The 20,694-nt window shown below is 67.4% G+C and carries 15 protein-coding genes; 11 read left to right on the forward strand and 4 right to left on the reverse strand.

From position 1 onward, the window contains the following. Positions 1-58 precede the first annotated feature (58 nt). From ABD719_RS02080 to ABD719_RS02105, 6 genes are all read left to right on the forward strand, one after another. Positions 59-952, forward strand: coding sequence for a tetratricopeptide repeat protein (locus tag ABD719_RS02080; RefSeq protein ID WP_344691703.1), 894 nt, complete (start codon positions 59-61; stop codon positions 950-952). Next, entirely contained in the window at positions 949-1,581 is a 633-nt protein-coding gene (locus ABD719_RS02085; RefSeq protein ID WP_344691704.1) for an LON peptidase substrate-binding domain-containing protein, read from the forward strand. The genes ABD719_RS02080 and ABD719_RS02085 overlap by 4 nt, the downstream gene beginning before the upstream one ends. An 18-nt stretch (positions 1,582-1,599) precedes the next feature. Next, entirely contained in the window at positions 1,600-1,785 is a 186-nt protein-coding gene (locus ABD719_RS02090) for a Trm112 family protein (protein ID WP_344691705.1), read from the forward strand. 189 nt (positions 1,786-1,974) lie between these two features. Next, positions 1,975-2,661: a GntR family transcriptional regulator gene (locus ABD719_RS02095; RefSeq protein ID WP_344691706.1), complete on the forward strand. Its 687-nt coding sequence runs from the start codon at positions 1,975-1,977 to the stop codon at positions 2,659-2,661. Between the two features lie 43 nt (positions 2,662-2,704). Beyond that, positions 2,705-3,610: an SGNH/GDSL hydrolase family protein gene (locus tag ABD719_RS02100; RefSeq protein WP_344691707.1), complete on the forward strand. Its 906-nt coding sequence runs from the start codon at positions 2,705-2,707 to the stop codon at positions 3,608-3,610. Beyond that, on the forward strand, positions 3,607-4,935 hold the full coding sequence (locus ABD719_RS02105; RefSeq protein ID WP_344691708.1) for an MFS transporter: 1,329 nt from the start codon (positions 3,607-3,609) through the stop codon (positions 4,933-4,935). The genes ABD719_RS02100 and ABD719_RS02105 overlap by 4 nt, the downstream gene beginning before the upstream one ends. Positions 4,936-4,938: 3 nt before the next feature. Here ABD719_RS02105 and ABD719_RS02110 read toward each other — a convergent pair whose 3' ends face one another. Continuing rightward, positions 4,939-7,227 carry a glycoside hydrolase family 3 N-terminal domain-containing protein gene (locus ABD719_RS02110; RefSeq protein WP_344691709.1) on the reverse strand — a complete coding sequence of 763 codons (2,289 nt, stop codon included), beginning with the start codon at positions 7,225-7,227 and terminating at the stop codon, positions 4,939-4,941. A 182-nt stretch (positions 7,228-7,409) separates the two neighbouring features. Here ABD719_RS02110 and ABD719_RS02115 point away from each other — a divergent pair, with 182 nt between their 5' ends. From ABD719_RS02115 to ABD719_RS02130, 4 genes are all read left to right on the forward strand, one after another. Continuing rightward, a complete protein-coding gene (locus ABD719_RS02115; RefSeq protein WP_344691710.1) occupies positions 7,410-8,393 on the forward strand; it encodes a LacI family DNA-binding transcriptional regulator in 984 nt (327 codons plus the stop codon). Between the two features lie 49 nt (positions 8,394-8,442). After that, entirely contained in the window at positions 8,443-11,442 is a 3,000-nt protein-coding gene (locus ABD719_RS02120; RefSeq protein WP_344691711.1) for a TonB-dependent receptor, read from the forward strand. Positions 11,443-11,506: 64 nt separating this feature from the next. After that, entirely contained in the window at positions 11,507-12,919 is a 1,413-nt protein-coding gene (locus tag ABD719_RS02125) for a glucoamylase family protein (RefSeq protein ID WP_344691712.1), read from the forward strand. Between the two features lie 82 nt (positions 12,920-13,001). Next, the gene (locus tag ABD719_RS02130; protein WP_344691713.1) at positions 13,002-14,093 is read left to right on the forward strand and encodes a LacI family DNA-binding transcriptional regulator; all 1,092 of its coding nucleotides are present in this window, start codon (positions 13,002-13,004) and stop codon (positions 14,091-14,093) included. Between the two features lie 12 nt (positions 14,094-14,105). Here ABD719_RS02130 and ABD719_RS02135 read toward each other — a convergent pair whose 3' ends face one another. From ABD719_RS02135 to ABD719_RS02145, 3 genes are all read right to left on the reverse strand, one after another. Continuing rightward, a complete protein-coding gene (locus ABD719_RS02135) occupies positions 14,106-15,527 on the reverse strand; it encodes a sugar porter family MFS transporter (protein ID WP_344691714.1) in 1,422 nt (473 codons plus the stop codon). A 64-nt stretch (positions 15,528-15,591) separates the two neighbouring features. Then, the gene (gene xylB, locus ABD719_RS02140; RefSeq protein ID WP_344691953.1) at positions 15,592-16,389 is read right to left on the reverse strand and encodes a D-xylose 1-dehydrogenase; all 798 of its coding nucleotides are present in this window, start codon (positions 16,387-16,389) and stop codon (positions 15,592-15,594) included. Between the two features lie 17 nt (positions 16,390-16,406). Then, on the reverse strand, positions 16,407-17,528 hold the full coding sequence (locus tag ABD719_RS02145; RefSeq protein ID WP_344691715.1) for a fumarylacetoacetate hydrolase family protein: 1,122 nt from the start codon (positions 17,526-17,528) through the stop codon (positions 16,407-16,409). Between the two features lie 179 nt (positions 17,529-17,707). Between ABD719_RS02145 and ABD719_RS02150 the strand changes: the two genes are divergently transcribed. Next, positions 17,708-20,596 (forward strand): glycoside hydrolase family 31 protein, encoded by a 2,889-nt coding sequence (locus ABD719_RS02150; RefSeq protein WP_344691716.1) that lies wholly within the window; start codon positions 17,708-17,710, stop codon positions 20,594-20,596. Positions 20,597-20,694: the final 98 nt, after the last annotated feature.

A 20,694-nucleotide genomic window follows, 5' to 3' on the forward strand; every position in this document is an offset into this window, starting at 1 on the left:
TCACGGCCCCCAGATAGTGGGGACGCAATCTGGGGAATATCACTTGGCCACCTTGGGAATGTCGGCAGCCGAAAAGGACGCGGTGACCGCGTTCCGCCATGACGTCGTCGAACCGTCGATGACGAACCTCGTCATCATCGATTTCTGGGCCGAATGGTGCGGACCGTGCAAGGCGTTGACGCCGGTGCTGGAAAAGGTCGCCGCCGCCTATGCCGACAAGGGCGTGGTGCTGGCCAAGGTCGATACCGACAAGAATCAGTTCATCGCCAGCCAGTTCCAGATCAAGTCGATCCCGACCGTCTATGCGATGTTCCAGGGCCAGCTGGTCGCTGACCTGACCCCCGCGCGCACCGAAAGCGCGCTGCGCACGATGCTGGACCAGTTGCTGCGCCAGTTGCCGATCCAGTCCGCCGCCGCCGACGAGGCGGCCGAGATCGAGCCGCTGATCGCGATGGGCGAGGAAGTGCTGGCGGAGGGCGATACGGAACGTGCGCTGTCGATCTTCGGCCAGTTGATCGAGATGGCGCCGGAGAACCCCGCCGTCCTGTCCGGCCATATCCGCGCGCTGGTCGCCGCCGGCCTGCACGACGAGGCGGAGGCGGCGATCGCCGCCTTGCCCGCCGACCTGAAGGACCCCGGCATCGACCGCGCCCGTGCCGCGCTGGCATTGGCGCGCTCGGCCGCGCCGGTCGACGATACCGCCGCCCTCGCCGCCGAGGTGGCGGCCAGCCCCGACGATCACGAAAAGCGCTTCGCGCTAGCCGGCGCGCAGATGGCGGCGGGCGACCGCGATGCCGCCGCCGACAACCTGCTCCACATCGTCGCCGCCGACCGGACATGGAACGAGGGTGCAGCACGCACCCAGTTGTTGACGCTGTTCGAGGTGGTCGGGCTGATGGACCCGTGGGTATCGGCGCAGCGCCGCCGCCTGTCCGCGATCCTGTTCGGATGACCGCCACCCGCCTGTCGATCTTTCCGCTTCCCGGTGCCTTGCTGTTTCCGGGAATGCATCTGCCGTTGCACATCTTCGAGCCGCGCTACCGCGCACTCGTCAGCGATGCGATGGCGCGCGACCGGCGGGTGGCGATGATCCAGCCCCGGGACATGCAGAACGAGGAGGTCGGCGATCCCGAGCGGCCCGCGCTTTACGATATCGGCTGTGTCGGCAAGATCGCGGAGGTCGAGGCGCTGGAGGATGGTCGCTACAACCTGATCCTGGAGGGGGTCGCGCTGTTCCGGATGGTGCGCGAACTCGACGTGACCACCGCGTTCCGCCAGATCGAGGCGAAGCTGCTCCCGGTCCGTCCCGACGAGACGCTGTCGCTCGGCCGCCGGTCGTCGCTCGAACTGGAATCGCGGCGTTTCGCGGAGGTGCAGGGTTATGCGGTCGATTGGGATGCAGTCGGCCGGCTGGATGACGAAAGCCTCGTCAACGGCATCGCCCAGATCGCCCCGTTCGATGTCGCGGCCAAGCAGGCGCTGCTGGAGGCGCCCGATGTCGAATCGCGCGCCGAACTCATCATCCAGCTGATGCAGTTCTTCGGCCGGCATGGCGGCGAGAACCGCGTGACGCTGCAATAGGCTGATCGAAGGATGACGATGATCGACCCGTGGCTGCTCGAACGCCTTGTCTGCCCCGCCACCCGTACCCCGTTGCGCCACGATGCCACGCGGGACGAACTGATCTCCGATGCCGCGGGCCTTGCCTATCCGATCCGCGACGGCGTGCCGGTGATGCTGATCGAGGAAGCGCGCCGGATTGATAAGGACGATGCTTCCGGTTGAGCATCCCGGTCATATTACACGGAATTTGATCGGCCAGCATGGCTGGCGGCACGATCGTTTTGGCACAATGTGGACTGATCGCAACAATATGGATTGATCGCGATGATCCATTCTGGAAAGGTTTGGCGGTAACGTGACATCATCGGGAATTGTCGATCCCGTCCGTCGCCTGCCCGAAGGATTCCGTTCTTGACCATCGTCGCCCGCACGCTCGCGGATCAGGTATTCGAGATCGTTCGCGAGCGGATCGTCACCGGCGTACTGCCCGACGATACGCCGGTCCGGCAGGATGCGCTGGCGCATGATCTGGGCGTCAGCAAGATTCCCCTGCGCGAGGCGCTGGCCCGGCTGGAACAGGAAGGGCTGCTGCGCAGCCAGGCCAATCGGGGTTATGTAGTGCGCGCCCTGTCGGCAGAGGAAGCCGACGAGATCTATGCCCTGCGTCTTGCGATCGAGCCTGCGGCCGGTGGCCTGGGGGCGCTGGCGGCGGACGAAACCCAGAGGGCGGAGGCACTGGCTGCCTTCCATGCGCTGGACGAGGCGGCGAACACTGATCTTCCCGCCGTCGCGGTCTGCAATCGCCACTTCCACACCGCTTTGGTGCGCCCCGCCGGTCGTCCGCTGACGACGCAACTGGTCGAGCGGTTGTCGATCCTCGCCGAACGCTATGTCATCACCCATCTCGAACCGGCCGGGCGCGATGCGCGCGCGCATCTCGAGCATCGCCTGCTGATCGACGCCTGGATGGCGCGCGATGCCGCCGAACTGGAACGGCTGATGCGCCTGCATCTCGACGGCACGTTGCAGGATCTGCGCGCGCAAATCGGAACGGGGGGCAACCTCGTTACGGGACCAATCGAAGCTCCCCCTCTTTGACGATCGCCGGTCGAACACGATCGGGTCGGGCCAAGGATACGCCATGGTGTGGAATATCGGTGACATGATCCGTCGGCGTTTCGTCCGCTCCCTTGCCGCCGCCGCGATCGTCCTGCTGGCGGGCGCCACTGCGGGTGCGGAGACGATCCTGTTCGTCGGCAACAGCTTTACCTTCGGCGCAGGGTCCGCCGCGATGCGCTATCGTCCCGACAGCGTGACAGACCTGAACGGCGAGGGGATCGGCGGCGTGCCCGCGATCTTCCGTCGGTTCGCCGAGCAGGCTGGTCTCGATTACGACGTGGCGGTGGAGACGGGCGGGGGGCGTAGCCTCGGTTGGCATCTGGCGGAACGCCGGGCGCGGATCGACCGCGCCTGGGACCATGTCGTGTTGCAGGAGTACAGCACGCTCGACGCCGCGCGCCCCGGCGATCCGACGCGTTTCATTGCCGATACCCAGACACTCGCCCGGTTGTTCGCAGTGCGCAACCCGGGCGTCAGGCTGCACCTGACCGCGACGTGGTCGCGGCCCGATCTGGTTCGGGCCGGGGGCAATCCCTGGACGGGTCGACCGATCGCGACGATGGCAAACGATCTGCGCCGCGCCTACGACCGGGCCGCCGCGCAGACCCGGCCGGTCGTGCGCGGCGTGGTGCCGGTGGGGCAGACCTTTACCTGCGCGATCCGCGCCGGCGTGGCGGATGCCGATCCCTATGATGGAATCGCGCCCGGCAAGCTCAATCTGTGGGGGGACGACCATTATCATGCCAGTACCGCCGGTTATTATCTGGAGGCGCTGATGCTGTTCGGGTCGATCACCGGTCGCGATCCGCGCAGCCTGGGCGTTCGCGAGGCTGCCGCCGCCGACCTGGGCCTGTCGCCCCGGCAGGCAGGCGATCTGCAACGGGTCGCGCATCGCGCGATCGCGACGGATGGCGCCTGCGGGCGGTGATCCCCGCCGGCCGTCCGCGGCGATGGCGGCTGCTGCTGTTCGGAGCCGGCGACTTTGCCTGCAACCTCTACTGGCAGAGCGTCACGCTCTATCTGCTGTTCTTCTACACCGATGTGCTGGGGATCGCGCCCGTCACCGCTGGCCTGATCTACATGGCAGGGGCGATCTGGGACGGGGTGGCGGATATGCTCGCGGGCATGATCGCGCAGCGTGGTCAATACGGCTATCGACGGCTGATCGGCTGGACCGCGGTACCGCTCGGCATCGCGTTCGTGCTGCTCTATCGCCGGCCCGGCATCGGGACGATCGGCGGAGTGGTCGCCGCGCAGCTGGCGTTTCGGGCGCTCTATGCACTGGTCAACATCCCCTATGCGGCGTGGAGCGTGCGGATCAGCGAGGACAGCCGCGACCGCACGGTCGTGGCGGGCGCGCGGATGCTGTTCGGTGCGGGGGCGGCGACGATCGTCGCGCTGGGCATCCCTTGGATCGCCGAACGGGCAGGTGGCAGCGCCATCTCGGTCGAAGGATATGGTGCGGCGGCGGCGGTCTTCGCGCTGGTTGCGACGCCCCTGCTGCTGTTCGTGGTGGCCATGACGCCGGAGGCGATACCCGACGTCCCCGCCCTGCGACCCTCCATCGCCCATTGCGTCAGCGCGCTGGGCCGCAACCGCGCCTTCGTGACGTTGAACGCGGCGATGGCGGCGGCGGGGATCGCCGCCACGCTGCTGAACCAGTCGGTGCTATATTATCATCGCCACGTCGTCGGCGACATGGCGACGGGCGCCGCGACGTTGGTGTTGATGGGGCTTGTCGGGGTCGGGGTCGTCCCGTTGTGGACGCTGGCCGCCACCCGCATCGGCGCGCGGTCGACATGGTTCGTGGCGGCGGCGTTGGGTATCGTCTGTGCGGCCATCTTCGCCGTTCCGGTCAGTGGGGGAGCGATGGCGCGACCGTTCCTGATCGGGATGCAGGTGGCGCTGGTCGGGTTCAACCTGACCGGTTGGGCACTACTGCCCGACACGATCGATCATGGCGAGGCGGCGGGCGGTATCCGGGTGGAGGCGATGGCGTTCGGCGTGTCGGCGCTGGTCCAGAAACTGGCGATCGCGGTTGCCGTGCTGATGATCGGCACGGTGTACGGCTCGATCGGTTATGTGGGGAGCGGATCGGCGAGCGCGACCACGGCGACCGGGATCACTTGGCTGATGATTGCCGGCCCCGCCCTCGCGACCGCGCTGTCGGTGGTGGCGATGGCAGCCAACCCGCTGCGTCGTGGAGCCCATGCCGCGGCGATGGCCGAACTCCATCGCCGCCGCGGGACCTGATTGTCAGACGAGCGTGAATTCGCCCGCCACGCCTTCCGCCTCGGCGGAGGGGGCGATCCACAGGCGGAAGCGCCCCGGCTCGACGGTGGGTTTCAGGTCAGTGCCGATGAAGGTCAGGTCCGCGCGTCGCAGTGTGAACGACACGGACGTCGAGGCGCCGGGGGCCAGCGTGATCTTGCGGAACGCCTTCAGCTCGCGGATCGGGCGGGTGATGCTTGCGGTCACGTCCTGCACATAGAGCTGCACCACCTCTTCGGCCCTGCGGGTACCACGATTGGTGATCGTCGCCGTAACCGTCAGCACGCCATCGGCGGTCAGCCGGCCCCCGCCGGTGTCGAGCGCGGCGTAATCGATCCGGCCATAGGTCAGGCCATGGCCGAACGGAAACGCGGCGGTGTTCGGCGTGCCGCGATAATGCGCCTTGAATGGCTGCAACGGCCCTGGCGGATTGGGGCGGCCGGTATTCTTGTGGGCGTAGTGATAGGGTTCCTGACCGGTGGCGTGGGGAAAGCTGACCGGCAGCCGCGCGGATGGACCTTCCGCCCCGAACAGGATGTCGGCGATCGCCAGACCGGACTGCGACCCGAGGAACCACGTCACCAGAATCGCCGGCGCGGCCAGCACCGCGCCCGACAGCGCCAGCGCGCGACCGTTGCGCAGCGCGATCACGATCGGCTTGCCGGTCGCCGCCACCGCCTCCGCCAGCGCCATCTGCGCGGGAGGCACGACGATCTCGGTGCGTGACTGTGCCTCGCCCGACATGTCTTGGCTTTCGCCGATCGCCAGCACGACGATGTCGGCCGCCTGCGCGGCGGCGACCGCGGCGGCAATACCGCCGGATAGCGCTGCCTCCACCCCGGACCCTGCGGTCGCCGTCACCAGCGCCGGATCGGCCACCGTCGCGCGCACCCCCGACAGCAGGTCGATCGCGTCCGCATCGGAGCCGTAGACATTCCACGGCCCGATCAGGTTCTGCTGCCCCTGCGCGAACGGCCCGATCAGCGCGATGCGCTTGCCGCTGCGGGGCAGGGGCAACAGGTCGCCCTCGTTCTTCAGCATCACGATCGAACGCCGCCCCGCTTCCCGCGCCAGCGCCAGATGCGCCGGCGTGCGGACCCGCGTCTTCTCCCGCCGGGGATCGATCCGCCGGAACGGATCGTCGAACAGGCCGAGCCGAACCTTCAGCGCCAGCACGCGGCGCACTGCCTGATCCAGCCGTGCCATCGGCACCTCGCCCTTCGCGACCAGATCGGGAAGGTGCGCGAGATAAAAGCCCGACTGCATGCTCATGTCGACCCCGGCCATGAATGCCAGCCGCGTCGCGTCACGCGCGTCGGCTGCGAAGCCGTGGTCGATCAGTTCAAGATCGCCGGTATAATCGGATACGACCAGCCCGTCGAACCGCCACTCGTCCCGCAGCACCTGACCCAGCAACCACGGATTGGCAGTGGCGGGCACGCCCGACAGTTCGTTGAACGACGCCATCGTCGTGCCCGATCCCGCTGCGAACGCGGCCTGGAAGGGCGGGAAATACACGTCGCGCAACGTGCGTTCGGAAACGTCGACGGTGTTGTAGTCCAGCCCCGCCTCCGCCGCGCCATAGGCGGCGAAATGCTTCGCGCAGCTCATCACCGCATCGTCCGCCGCCAGCCCGCGCCGGCCCTGGAACCCGCGGACGCGTGCATCCGCCATGGTGCGGCCGAGCAGCACGTCCTCGCCCGCCCCCTCGATCCCCCGGCCCCAGCGCTGGTCACGCGCGATGTCGACCATCGGCGCGAAGGTCCAGTCGATTCCCGCGGCCGATGCCTCGACCGCTGCGGCGCGCGCGGTGCGTTCGGCGAGCGCGGGTTCGAAACTGCCCGCCTCGGCCAGCGGCATCGGAAAGACGGTACGAAAGCCGTGGATGATGTCGGCTGCGAACAGCAGCGGGATCTTCAGCCGCTGCTCGCGCATCGCCACGGTCTGCATCCGGCGCGCCATCGCTGCGCCATTGCCGTTGAAGACGCCGGTGATGCGCCCCGCCTTCACCTCCGCCAGCTGCTGGTCGAAACTGGCGGTGGCGGCGATCGGGTTCAGCGCCGTCGCCGCCCCGCCGGCCCAGGCCGCCGCCATCAGCGTCAACTGGCCTGCTTTCTCCTCCACCGTCATCTGCGCGACCAGCGCCTCGACCGGGGCGGGCAGGGCGGCGCCACCCATCTGCGCCAGCAGCGCGCGCGCGGGGCTCGCCGCCCAGGCGGCGATCGCGCCGCCACCGATCATCAGGGCGCGTCGCGAGATACGCTGCTCGGTCATCGTGATCCTCTCCCTTCGTGACAATTTCGTCACGGTCGGGCCGCCGTGTTGCTGGCCCATGTTGAATGCCCCTCTTGGTTGATGTAACCGGTTACATCAAGAGTGATCCGATCGGTCCGGTGTTTCCGGCCGACGGGAGAACGACCCGTTTCGCGACGGGTTGCGAGAGGATGCGACGGCCGATGTCCCATGCCACGATCCGCGATGTCGCGCGTGAGGCCGCCGTATCGGTGGCGTCCGTGTCGCGCGTGCTGAACGGGCATGACAATGTCGGGCCAGCGGTGAAGGCAAGGGTGCGGGCGGCTGCGGCGGCACTCGGCTATGTTCCCCATGCCGGTGCCCGCAATCTCAGCCTGGCGCGGACCGGAGCGATCGGGGTGGTACTACCCGACCTGCATGGCGAGTTCTTCTCCGAGATCATGCGGGGCATGGACCGTGAGGCGTCGGCACGTGGCCTGCAGCTGTTGCTGTCGAACATGCACGACGACCCCGTGCTGGGGATCGAGGCGCTGCACACGATGCGGGGGCGGGTTGACGGGCTGGTGGTGATGGCGCCGCATGTCGATCCCGACCGGCTGTTCGCGCATCTGCCCGCCGGCATCCCCGCAGTGCTGGTCAACTGCGCGCCGCATCACGAACGCCGTGCGGAGATGCGCGTCGACAATGCCGCGGCGGCGCAGGCGATGACCGCGCATCTGATCGCCACCGGTCGCCGCTCTATCGTCCACATTGCAGGCGCGGCGGGCAATAGCGAAGCGACCGCGCGGCGGCTGGGGTTCGAAACCGCGATCGCGGCGCATCCGGGCGTGACCGGGCGCGTGCTGCAAGGCGACTTCCTGGAGGAATCGGGGGTTGCCGCGGTCCGGCAATTGCTTGCCGACCGGCGCGGCGCCGATGCGATCTTCGCGGCCAACGACATGATGGCGATCGGCGCGCTGCTGGCGTTACGTCAGGCGGGGCTGGCGGTGCCGGGTGACATCGCGGTGGCGGGGTTCGACGATATTCCGATCGCACGACTGATCTCGCCGGCGCTGACGACGATGCGCGTCGACATCGTGGCGATCGGGATGCGCGCCGTCACTCGGCTGGCGGCGCAGATTGACGGGGCGACGGATACCACGATGGAATTGCGCGCGCCGATGCTGATCGTCCGCGAGACGACATGATGCCGGAATTACAAACATCCCGGTCAACGGGACATGCAGGGGAGACAGAATGATGACGCACAGGATGATATCGGGGGCACTGCTGGCCGGAACGGCGATCGCCGCCATGGGCATCGTCGCGATCGCACCAGCGGCCGCGCAGACCACCACCGCCACGATCCGGGGCCAGATTCGCGATGCCGCCGGAGCGCCGGTGGCGGGCGCCACGATCGTGGCGCTCAGCACCGCCACCGGCCAGACATTGCGCACGACCAGCGACGCATCGGGCCGCTATGTGCTCACCGGGCTGCGGCCGACCGCCTATACCATCACCGTCACGGCGGCGGCCGGGAGCTTCGAGCAGCAGGTGACGGTCGGCATCGGCCAGTCCGCCTCGCTCGACGCCATATTGCGCGCTGCACCCGGTGCGGCTTCGGGCGCGACGCCCGGCACCGCGCCGGCCGAGGGCGATACCGTGGTCGGTGGCACCGCGACCGGCACCGGCGACGAGATCGTCGTCACCGGATCGCGCCTCGTCGAAACCCGCACCAGCGAGATCGCGACCAACGTGACGCAGGAACAGTTGCGCACGTTGCCGCAGACCGACCGCAACTTCCTGTCTTTCGCCGCGCTGGCGCCGGGCGTCCGCTACAACGACCGCGAGGATGGCCGCAGTTTCCAGTCGGGCGCCGCGACGGCGGCACAGGTCAACGTATTCGTCGACGGCGTGTCGCTGAAGAACAAGCTGCGCGAAGGCGGCGTCGCCGGCCAGCAGAACAGCCGCGGCAATCCGTTCGGCCAGCTCGCCGTGCAGGAGTTCCGGGTCCTGACCCAGAACTACAAGGCGGAATACGAGCAGGCCGGTTCGGCGATCATCACCTCGGTCACCAAGTCGGGCACCAACGAATTCCATGGCGAGGCGTTCGGCCAGTACACCGATCGCAGCCTGACCGAGACCAACTATCTCGATCGCATCAACAACCGTGTGAAGCCGGCGTTCGAACGCAAGCAATATGGCGTGTCGCTGGGCGGCCCGATCATCAAGGACAGGCTGTTCTTCTTCGCGGCCTATGAAGGCAACGATCAGGATCGCGCACTGTCCGTCGACAGCACCGCCTCCGCCAATCAGATCGCCGCGTTCGAGGCGAATTCGGGACGCCGCCTCAGCGAATTCGAAGGCAATTTCGTCAGTCCGTTCCGTGGCGATTTCTACTTCGGCAAGCTGACGCTGACGCCCGACGATCGCCAGACCTTCGACCTGTCGTTCAGCCGGCGCGAGGAAACCGACATCCAGAATTTCGGGGGCCTCGTGTCGTTCGAGAATGCGGAGAACAAGATCAACCGCGTCAATACCTATTTGTATAAATGGACCTATCGCGGTGACAACTTCATCAACGAATTCAATGCGAACTATCTGAACTACACCTTCAATCCGGTCTCGCTCAATCCCGATCTGGCGACGTTCGATTATGGTGGCGTCATCATCTTCGGGGGCAAGGACTCGACCCGGCGCGAAGTGCAGACGGGCTACACGCTGCGTGACGATTTCACCTATAGCGGGTTCGACAACCATGCGCTGAAATTCGGCGGCCGGGTCGAGATCACCGATATCGAATTCTCCAACCTTTCCTACCTGCAGCCGCGCTATAATTTTCAGATCAATATCGACAATCGCACCGATTTCAGTTTTCCCGCAGAGGCGCTACTGGGGCTGGGCAATGGCCGGGTGCGTGGATCGAACACGCAGATCGGGCTGTACGCGCAGGACGACTGGGACCTGACCGACCGGTTGCAGTTCAACCTGGGCGTCCGCTGGGATTACGAGACGAACGGCAACAACAACGAGTTCGTCACCTCTGCCGCGGCCGCTACGGCGCTGCGTTCATTGCCGGCCACGCCCTATTTCAATCCCGAAAACTACATCGCCAACGGCCGCAACCGTAAACCCTATGCCAAGGCGATCGCCCCACGCTTCGGCTTTTCCTACGACTTCAAGGACGACGGGACGACAGTGCTGTTCGGCGGTTACGGCCGTTATTACGATCGCAACAACTTCAACAACACGGTCGACGAGGTGTCGCGCACCGTCAATCCGGTCGGCGTCTTCCGCTTTTCGCGCGACGGGCTGGACCGCAACGGTCAGCCCACCACGATCTGGGACCCGCGTTATCTGACGCGCGAAGGGCTGCTGGACCTGCGTGCGCGCTCGACCAGCGGCCTGCCCGAACTGTTTGCGGTGAAGAACGATACGAAGCCACCGGTCAACGACCAGTTCAGCATCGGCCTGCGCCAGACGCTCGGCATCTTCCAGGCATCGGTGACCGGGTCGTACCAACGCGGGCGCAACGGCTATACCAACATCTTCGCCACCCGCGGCAATGGCGGGTTCGGACCGATCGATTCCGCGCTGACCGCGCGCCTGCGGGCGCTCGGCTATGCGAACGCGCTGGTCGGGTTCGACGGGCTCGACACCCGGTACAAGGCACTATTCGTCCAGCTCGACAAGAACTATACCGAAAGTTCGGGCTGGGGCCTGAACATCGCGTATACCCTGTCGAAGGGCGAGCAGAACGGTGGCGACCTGTTCAGCCTCGATGAGGTGACGCCCGATGCCTATGGCTGGCGACCGCGCAACGGCGACGAACGTCACCGCGTCGTCGTCTCGGGCATCGTCGACCTGCCGCTCGGCTTCCAGTTCTCCACGCTCAGTACCCTGGGCAGCGGCGAGGCGTTTCTGGTCACCGACACCACCGCAGGCGCCGATCCCGGGCAGCGTCAGTTCTTCGCCGATTATCCGCGCAAGAATTGCATCAAGGGTGTCTTCGCCTTTTGCGAGGTCAACCTGACGCTGGCCAACAAGCCAAAGATTCTCGGCGGCCAGCTGGAGGTCGCGGTCGACCTGCTCAACGCGTTCAACAGCCGCAACTTCTCCGGCTTCGACGGGTCCGTGAACAACCGGATCAACCCGGCGACCGGGCAGGTTACCGACCCGCTCGACGAACCACGGATCGGTACCAGCTTGCTGACGCTGCCCCGGCGCGTTCAGTTCCGCGTCGGTTATCGGTTCTGATCCCCGCCGGCCGGTGCGCCCGTCGGCGGACGCACCGGCCGGACATCTGCGCGAAGGATATGCCTTGTTCGATCGACGTCAGTTCCTGGGGACGACCGGCATGGTGTTGGCCGGCCTCGCGACCGGCTGCACGACGCCCGGCCGCCGGGCGGCGGACGGCGCGGCCACGCCCGACCTGCTCACCGATATTCAGGAACGCGCGTTCCGTTTCTTCTGGGATACCACCGACCCTGCCACCGGGCTGACGATGGATCGCTGGCCGACGCCGTCATTCGCCTCGATCGCGGCGGTCGGCTTCGCGCTGACCGCCTATCCGATCGGCGTCCGCCACGGCTGGGTGACGCGCGAGGCGGCACGCGCACGCACGCTCGCCACGCTCGGTTTCTTCGCCGATGCGCCGCAGGGGCCGGAGCCGATCGGGGCGAGCGGGTACAAGGGATTCTTCTATCACTTCCTGGGCGTGACCAGGGGACATCGTTTCGCGCGGTGCGAACTGTCGACGATCGATACCGCGCTGCTGCTGGGCGGCGTGCTGTTCGCGCAGAGTTTCTATGATGGCGACCACCCGGACGAAGTCCGCATCCGGGCGCTGGCGGAGCAGTTGTACCGTGCGGTCGACTGGACATGGATCGTGCCGAGGCCGCCCTTCGTATCGATGGGCTGGCATCCCGAAACCGGGTTCATCCGTAGCGACTGGAACATCTACAACGAGGGGATGATCCTCTACGTCCTCGCGCTCGCATCGCCGACCCACCCGTTGCCGCCGGAGACATGGCCCGCGCTGACCGACCGGTTCGAGGCGAGCTGGACGGCGGAGGGCGATATGCCCCACCTGCATTTCGCGCCGATGTTCGGCCATCAGTACAGCCATGTCTGGATCGATTTCCGCGATATCCGCGACCCCTACATCGCTACCAAAGGCATCGATTATTTCGAGAACAGCCGCCGTGCGACCTATCGCCAGCGTGCCTATGCGATCGCCAATCCCGGTGGCTGGGCGGGATATGGCGCGGATGGCTGGGGACTGACCGCTTGCGACGGTCCCGGCGACTTCACGACCACCGGCGGCGATCGCCCGCGCGAATATTTCAGCTATTCGGCGCGTGGGCCGGGCGAGCGGGACGACGGCACCATCGCCCCCACCGCCGCGCTCGGTTCGATCGCCTTCGCGCCCGAGATCGTGACGCCGGCGATCACGGCGATGCACGCGCGCTACGGCGCCGGCATCTACAGCCAATACGGTTTTCTCGATTCATTCAATCCCACGCTCACCCGACCGCCGCAGCCCTTGCAGCATGGCCGGATCATTCCCGGTATCGGTTGGGTCGATGGCGACTATCTCGGCATCGATCAGGGGCCGATCGTGACGATGATCGAGAACCATCGCACCGGCTTCGTGTGGGAGGTGATGCGTCGCAACCCGCATATCCGGCGCGGGCTGACGCGGGCGGGGTTCACCGGTGGCTGGCTGTCCTGACCGGACGCCATCGGTTCCGGCATGGGCGACGGGAATGTCCGACAATGCTTTGCATTGCCTCGTCCGGTGATACGGTGCGGCCATGACCACGGAGCCCATCAAGCCACGGCGCAGCAATTCCCGGCAAACCGGTGCGCCGACGATCACCGACGTCGCCCGTCTCGCCCAGGTATCGCCGATGACGGTGTCGCGGGTCATCAACGCCGAAAGCAATGTGCGGGCGAGCACGCGTGAGGCGGTGCAGGCGGCGATCACCGCACTGAACTACGCCCCCAACCGCTCCGCCCGCCGCCTTGCCGGGGCCGGGCAGCTGCGGCTCGGTCTGTTGTTCAGCAATCCGTCCGACGCCTATCTCAGCGCATTCCTGCTCGGCAGCCTCGAACAGGCGAGCCGGGCGGACACGCAGCTGATCGTGCAGAAATGCGAACTCGACGATCATGAGCGCGAGGTCGCCGCTCGCCTGATCGCCAGCGGCGTCGACGGCATTATCCTGCCGCCGCCGCTCTGCGATTCGCCGCTGGTGCTGGATCTGCTGCGCGATGCCGGCGTGCCGACGGTGGTGGTGGCGACCAGCCATCCGCGGGCCGGATTCGGCGCGGTGTCGATCGACGATCGGGCCGCGGCACGCGAGATGACGCAGCATCTGCTCGACTTGGGGCACCAGCGGATTGGCTTCATCACCGGCAACCCCAATCTGACCGCCAGCGACGAACGATTGGCCGGTTATCGCGCCGCGCTGGAGGGGCGGGGGATCGCATTCGATGCCGATCTGGTGGCTCACGGTCTGTTCACCTATCGATCGGGGCTGGATGCGGCGGAGGAACTGCTCGATCGCGATGATCCGCCGACCGCCGTGTTCGCCAGCAACGACGACATGGCCGCCGCAGCGGTCGCGATGGCGCATCGCCGCGGGCTGGACGTGCCGGGGGATTTCACCGTCGTCGGCTTCGACGACAGCGCGATCGCACGGACGATCTGGCCCGAACTCACCACCATCCACCAGCCGATCGCGGAGATGAGCCGGATGGGGGTCGAACTGCTGGCCGGAATGCTGCGCGACCGGCGCAACGGCGGCAGCGCCGAACCGCAGCATCTGGTGCTCGGCTATACGCTGATCCGGCGGCAATCCGATGCCGCTCCCCGCCAGCGCCCCAGGGTGCGGCAGCGGGGATAGCGGCGCCGGTGCCTATCCCACCATGTCCTCCAGCTCGCGCCCGCGGGTTTCGGCCACGGCCGCGCGGACGAAGACGAACGACAGCGCCGCCGCCACCGCATAGAAGACATAGGTGACCGCGAGGCCCGGCGACACCGCCATCGCCGGGAAGCTGACCGAGATCGCCGCGTTCGCGATCCACTGCGCGAACCCCGACACCGCCAGCGCCGAGCCGCGGATCTGGGTCGGGAACATCTCGCCCAGCATCACCCACATCACCGGGCCCCAGCTGACGTTGAAGAACACGACGTACAGGTTCGCCGCGACCAGGGCGATCAGCCCCGAATGGCCGGGCAGGGCGACGCCGCCGGCCCCGTCCGGCAATGCGGTGGAGAACGCCCAGGCAACCACCGCCAGCGTCACCGTCATGCCGGCCGACCCGACCAGCAGCAACGGCCGGCGGCCGATCCGGTCGATCAGCGCCATCGCCAGCAGGCAGGCGCCGATCGACAGCACCCCCGACAGGATGTTGATCTGGAGCGCGTTGCTTTCGGTGAAGCCCACCGCTTCCCAAAGCGTTGCGCCGTAATAGAAGACGACGTTGATGCCGACGAGCTGCTGGAACACCGCCAGCCCGATGCCCACCCACAGGATCGGCCTGATCCGCCCCGTCGTCCGGTCGATCAGGTCGGCGAGCGTCGGGCGGTGATGGTCCGCCGCCAGCGAGGCGCGGATATCGGCGACCGTGCGCCGCGCCGCCGCCGCGCCGAACAGCCGGGTCAGCACCGCCTCCGCCCGGACGTCATGCCCCTTCACCACCAGATAGCGGGGGCTTTCCGGGATGAAGTACAGCGCGACCAGATAGAGGGCGGCCGGGATCACCTGCAGCCAGAACATCCACCGCCAGGCCGGATAGTCGAGCCACAGCGGCGCGATCGATCCGCCCGCGAACCGGGCCAGCACGTAATTGGCGACGAACGCCCCGGTCAGGCCGGTGATGATCATCACCTGCTGCACGCTGGACAATCGTCCGCGCACCGCCGCCGGGGTGACTTCGGAGATATAGACGGGCGAGGTGACGCTGGCCGCGCCCACCCCCAGCCCGCCGATGATGCGCGCGAGGATGAAGATCGCGGACGATCCCGCCGCCCCCGCCAGCAGCGCGGAGACGATGAAGAGGATCGCGGCGACCATCATCGTGCCCCGCCGCCCGATCCGGTCGGACAGGCGACCCGCCCCGAACGCGCCGATCGACGAGCCGACCAGGATCGCGCCGACATTCACGCCGATGCCGAGCCGGCCGAGATCGAACGCCGCCTCCAGCCCCTTCTGCGTGCCGTTGATGACTCCGGAGTCATAGCCGAACATGAAGCCGCCGATCGTCGCCACCGCGACGATGCGGCCGATCAGCGCACGATTGAGCCCGGTATCGTTGGTATCGGCATCCACGGCCATGATCCTCTCCTTGCGGCGCTCTTCGAGGGGCGCTCCGATTCGTTGGTGGTCGGCGGGCGCGGGGTCAGCGCCAGCCGGCATCCACCCAATATTCGTGTGCGGTGCACATCCGTGCGTCGTCCGAGGCGAGGAACAGCGCCAGCGCGGCGACATCGGCAGGCTGGATACGCCCATCCAGACATTGCGCGGCGACGATCTCCGCCTCCCCCTCCGGCGTGTACCAGCGTTCCTGCCGGGGCGTCTGGACGTTGCCGGGGACGATCGTGTTGACGCGGATGCCGTCGCGGCCGAGATCGCGGGCGAGGCTGCGGGTCAGCCCCTCGGTCGCGGCCTTGGCGGTCTGGTAGAGGATCAGGTCGGGCAGGGCGAGATGCCAGCTGATCGACCCGAAATTGACGATCGCGCCGCCACCCGCCTCGCGCATCGCGGGCACCACCGCCTGTGCCGCGAAGAACAGGTGGCGCAGGTTGACGTTCATCCGCTCGTCCCAGAAGGCGGGGGTCACGTCCTCGATCCGGTGGCGATCATCGTTGGCGGCATTGTTGAGCAGCACGTCGACGCCGCCCAGTTCGTCCGCCAGCGCGGCCATGCCCGCGGCCAGATCGTCCAGCCTGGTGAGGTCGCAGTGCCGGTAGACCGGCATGTGGCGCGCCCCGTCGCCGGTCCGCGCGACCAGCGCCGCCGCCTCGCCGTCGAGGATGTCGAGGAAACCCACGCGCGCGCCCTGCGCCACGAACGCCTCGACCAGCCCGCCGCCGATCCCGGAGGCGCCGCCGGTGACGATCACGCGCCGGTCCTCCAGACTGGGGTAGACGGCGCGGCGGTGCGATCCGTGGGTGGCGCGTCTGGTCTGTTGCAGCATGGCATCGTCCGGAAGGGTCATGCCGCGAGCAGGCCGCGCATGGCGAGATTGTGAAACAGGCCGGCGATGCCCATCGTCCAGACGGGGGCATCGCGCGAGGTGGTGACCGGGTTGACGAGCGTGCCGAGCCGGTCGCTCGCGATGGTCACCACGTCGCCGACCTTGTGGGTGAAGCCGCGTCCCGCCTCGTCGCGGTCCTGCGTCGGCGCGAACAACGTGCCGCAGAACAGCACGAGGCCGTCGGGATAGTGATGCTCGCTCAGCGCCTGACGGAGCAGCTCTTCGGGATGGCGGCTGATCTCGCGCATCGTGCTGGCCCCATCGAGGCGATAGCCGTCGGTGCCCTCGATCGTCATCGCGATCTCCGCCCGTGCAACATCGTCCATCGTGAAGCTGTCGTCGAACAGCCGGATCAACGGCCCGAGCGAGCAGGAGGCGTTGTTGTCCTTCGCCTTGCCCAGCAGCAACGCGGAGCGGCCCTCGAAATCGCGCAGGTTTACGTCGTTGCCCAGCGTCGCGCCGATCGCACGGCCATCCGGGCCGGCGACGACGACGACTTCGGGTTCGGGATTGTTCCAGGTGGAATCGGAACGGAAACCGACAGGTGCCCCCCAGCCGACCGTGGACAGCACCGGCGACTTGGTGAAGATCTCCGCATCGGGGCCGATCGCGACTTCCAGATATTGCGACCACATTCCCTCGGCGATCAGCCGCTGTTTCAGCGCGTCCGCCTCCGCCGATCCGGGGACGACCCCGCGCAGATCGCCGCCCAGCGCGCGCTCCAGCCCCTCGCGCAGGCTCGCGGCGCGGCCATGATCGCCGCGCGCGCGCTCCTCGATCACACGTTCCAGTGCCGATACCGCGAAGGTGACGCCGGCCGCCTTGACGCAGTGCAGGTCGATCGGGCTGAGCAGGTCGAACCCCGCCAGCGTCTCCGCATCGATCGGCGTCCCGCCATCGAACGCGCGATCGGCGATCAGATGCGCCACGGTCGGGCGGACGCGGGCCATGTCATGGGCGACGCCGCCGCGCAGCATGATCGGGGACGGTCCATCGGGGGTGGCGATGCGGCCGATGAACGATCCGTCGCGCCAGTCATGGGGCAGTGCGTCCAGCCAAGGCCGCCTGTCGAGTGCCATCAATCCGCTCCACTCCCGTTGTGTTAGCGGTATCGTTCATGCCATACATGCCGTCAAGGGCGCGCCGGAACGGCGGTCCCGTACATCGGCGATCTGGCCGATTACGGTATCAATCCGATCGATCGGCCCCAATCGCGGCATATCGCGATGGGCCGCCATCGATGACGAGGGAGTGGATGATGAGGAAAGCGGTAGTCGCGGCGTTGCTGACCGGCAGCGTCATCGCCGGTCCGGCATGGGCACAGACCGGCCGATACGAGCGGATCGAAGGCGGCGTGGCGGTCACCCCGGCGGGTGGAACGGCGTCGCGCGTCGCGGTGACGGTGCATGGCGACGGCATCGTCCACGTCGTCGCGACGCCCCGCGCTGGCTCCATTGCCGCCAGCCCGCCCGCCGCCAGCCTGATGGTGCCAGCCGCCCCGGCAGCGGGACCCTATACCGTCACCGAACGGGCGGGCCATGTGCTGATCGCCGCGACGCGCTCGACCGCCGATATCGATCTGGCGGATGGTCGTGTCCGGTTCCTCGACGCTGCGGGCCAGGTGCTGCTGGACGAGGCCGGGGCGCCCGCCTTCGCGCCGACCCGCGTCGACGGCAAAGCGTTCGTCACCGTGTCGCAGCAGTTCAATCGCGGCACCGACGAGGGGCTCTATGGCCTTGGTCAGCACCAGAACGCGCAGATGGACTATAACGGCGAGGACGTCGAACTCGCGCAGCACAATATGGACATCGCGGTGCCCTTCGTCGTCTCGACGCGTGGCTACGGGCTGTTGTGGGACAACGAGTCGATCAGTCGCTTCGGCAACCCCCGGCCCTATGCGCTGGTGGGCGAGGGCGGCGGCAAGGGGATGAAGGTCACCTCCGGCGGTAAGCCGGGCTTCACCGCGCATTACTATCTGGACGGCAAGGAGGTGGTGACCCGGCAGGAGCCGACCATCGACTACCAGTATATCAACGACCAGACCAAATGGCCCGACGCCGCCAAGGCGAAGACGGTGGCGGCGACCGGCGGCCAGAACACCGCCGGCAACGCGGTGCAGAAGCAGACGGTGGTGTGGACCGGCGACGTCACCCCCACCGTGACCGGCAACCACAAGTTCCAGCTCTACGGTTCCAGCTACTACAAGGTGTTCGTCGACGGGCGCGAGGTGCTGAACCGCTGGCGCCAGAACTGGAACCCCTGGTACGCCAATTTCGACGTGGCGCTGACCGCCGGGCGCACGGCCGCGATCCGGATCGAATGGGAACCGAACGCGGGCTATATCGCGCTGCTGCACAACGATCCGCTGCCCGAGCCGGACCGCCATTCGCTGTGGTTCACCAGCGAGGTGGCACAGGCCAAGAATTACTGGTTCGTCCCCGGCGGCAGCATCGACGGCGCGATCGCGGGCTATCGCCAGCTGACCGGCAAGTCGGAGATGATGCCCAAATGGGCTTACGGTTTCTGGCAGTCGCGCCAGCGTTACGACACCGCCGCGGAGGTGACGGGCGTCGTCGACAAATACCGGTCGCTCAACATCCCGCTCGACAATATCGTCCTCGACTGGCGGTACTGGCGTGATCCCGAATGGGGCAGCCATCGCTTCGATCCGGCGCGTTTCGCCGATCCGAAGGCGATGGTGGATCAGGTCCATGCCAAGGACGCGCACTTCATGATTTCGGTCTGGCCGAAATTCTATCCGACCACCGACAATTACAAGGAACTGGCAGCGGCCGGCGCGGTCTATCAGGGCAATCTGAAGCAGGGGAACAAGGACTGGGTCGGCCCCGGCTATGCCAGCACCTTCTACGATCCCTATAATCCCGCCGGCCGCCGCATCTTCTGGCGGCAGGTGGAGGACCGGCTGGCGACGCTGGGCACCGATGCGTGGTGGGCCGATGCGAGCGAGCCGGACATGCATTCCAACCTGTCGATCCCGGAGCGGATCGACACGATGAAGCCGACCGCGATCGGCCCGGCGGCGCAGTATTTCAACAGCTTCCCGCTGATGAACGCGCGGGCCTTCTATGACGGCTGGACGGCGTTCAAGCCCGATGTGCGGCCGTTCCTGCTGACCCGCTCGGGGTTCGGCGGCCTTCAGCGTTATGGCGCGGCGGTCTGGTCGGGGGACGTCGCCAGCCGCTGGTACGATCTGCGCGCCCAGATTTCGGCCGGGGTCAATGCGTCGATGTCGGGCCTGCCCAACTGGACGCACGATATCGGCGGCTTCGCGCTGGAGGACCGGTTCGCCAGCAAGACGCCCACCGCCGCCGATCTCGACGAATGGCGCGAACTCAATCTGCGCTGGTTCCAGTTCGGTGCGTTCAGCCCGCTGTTCCGCAGCCACGGCGAATATCCCTATCGCGAGATCTATGAGATCAGCCCGGCGGGGTCGCCGATGCGGGCGTCGATGGTGTGGTACGACGAGCTGCGCTATCGCCTGATGCCCTATATCTACACGCTGGGCGCCGACACCTATGGCAGGGACGGCAGCATCATCCGGCCGCTGGCGGCGGATTTCCCGCAGGATCGGGCCGCACGCGGGCTGGCGGACGAATATCTGTTCGGCGATGCCTTCCTGGTCGCGCCGGTGACCGAGTACCGCGCCCGCGAGCGCGAGGTCTATTTCCCCGGCACCCGCGACTGGTACGACTTCACGACCGGGCAGGCGTATCGCGGCGGCGGCCGGGCGACGGTGAAGGCGCCGTTCGAACGCATGCCGCTGTTCGTGCGCGCCGGGGCGATCGTGCCGATGGGGCCGGTGATGCAGCATGTCGACGCCGACCGCGCCGCACCGCTGACCATCGTCGTCTATCCCGGGGCCGATGGCCGTTTCTCGCTGTACGAGGACGACGGCACCAGCCTGGGTTACAAGCGGGGCGCGTACAGCCGCATCGCCATCGCCTATGACGATCGGACGGGCACGGTGACGCTCGGCGCGCGGGAAGGGCAGGCATGGTCGGGGATGCCCGCGCGGCGGACCATCCGCGTGAAATGGGCGGCGGCGGGCAAGCCGGTGACCGACGGCAACGGGTACGACGCCCAGACCGTCTATGACGGCCGAGCGACGACGATCCGCCGTCCCTGATCGACCGAAGGGGGCAGCGGATCATGCGATGCCGCTGCCCCCGTTCCGTGCCCTGACGCTACGCTGGGCCGGCCCTTCGCCAAAGGCGACCGGACGCC

It is taken from the genome of Sphingomonas cynarae (assembly GCF_039537815.1).
In the GTDB taxonomy this organism is placed as follows: domain Bacteria; phylum Pseudomonadota; class Alphaproteobacteria; order Sphingomonadales; family Sphingomonadaceae; genus Sphingomonas; species Sphingomonas cynarae.

Coding starts and splice junctions, on each gene's coding strand:
- ABD719_RS02090 (WP_344691705.1), top strand. CDS start 1,600: ATGATCGACCCGTGGCTGCTCGAACGCCTTGTCTGCCCCGCCACCCGT.
- ABD719_RS02085 (WP_344691704.1), top strand. CDS start 949: ATGACCGCCACCCGCCTGTCGATCTTTCCGCTTCCCGGTGCCTTGCTG.
- ABD719_RS02135 (WP_344691714.1), bottom strand. CDS start 15,527: ATGGCCGTGGATGCCGATACCAACGATACCGGGCTCAATCGTGCGCTG.
- ABD719_RS02120 (WP_344691711.1), top strand. CDS start 8,443: ATGATGACGCACAGGATGATATCGGGGGCACTGCTGGCCGGAACGGCG.
- xylB (WP_344691953.1), bottom strand. CDS start 16,389: ATGCTGCAACAGACCAGACGCGCCACCCACGGATCGCACCGCCGCGCC.
- ABD719_RS02145 (WP_344691715.1), bottom strand. CDS start 17,528: ATGGCACTCGACAGGCGGCCTTGGCTGGACGCACTGCCCCATGACTGG.
- ABD719_RS02100 (WP_344691707.1), top strand. CDS start 2,705: ATGGTGTGGAATATCGGTGACATGATCCGTCGGCGTTTCGTCCGCTCC.
- ABD719_RS02080 (WP_344691703.1), top strand. CDS start 59: ATGTCGGCAGCCGAAAAGGACGCGGTGACCGCGTTCCGCCATGACGTC.
- ABD719_RS02130 (WP_344691713.1), top strand. CDS start 13,002: ATGACCACGGAGCCCATCAAGCCACGGCGCAGCAATTCCCGGCAAACC.
- ABD719_RS02150 (WP_344691716.1), top strand. CDS start 17,708: ATGAGGAAAGCGGTAGTCGCGGCGTTGCTGACCGGCAGCGTCATCGCC.
- ABD719_RS02110 (WP_344691709.1), bottom strand. CDS start 7,227: ATGACCGAGCAGCGTATCTCGCGACGCGCCCTGATGATCGGTGGCGGC.
- ABD719_RS02115 (WP_344691710.1), top strand. CDS start 7,410: ATGTCCCATGCCACGATCCGCGATGTCGCGCGTGAGGCCGCCGTATCG.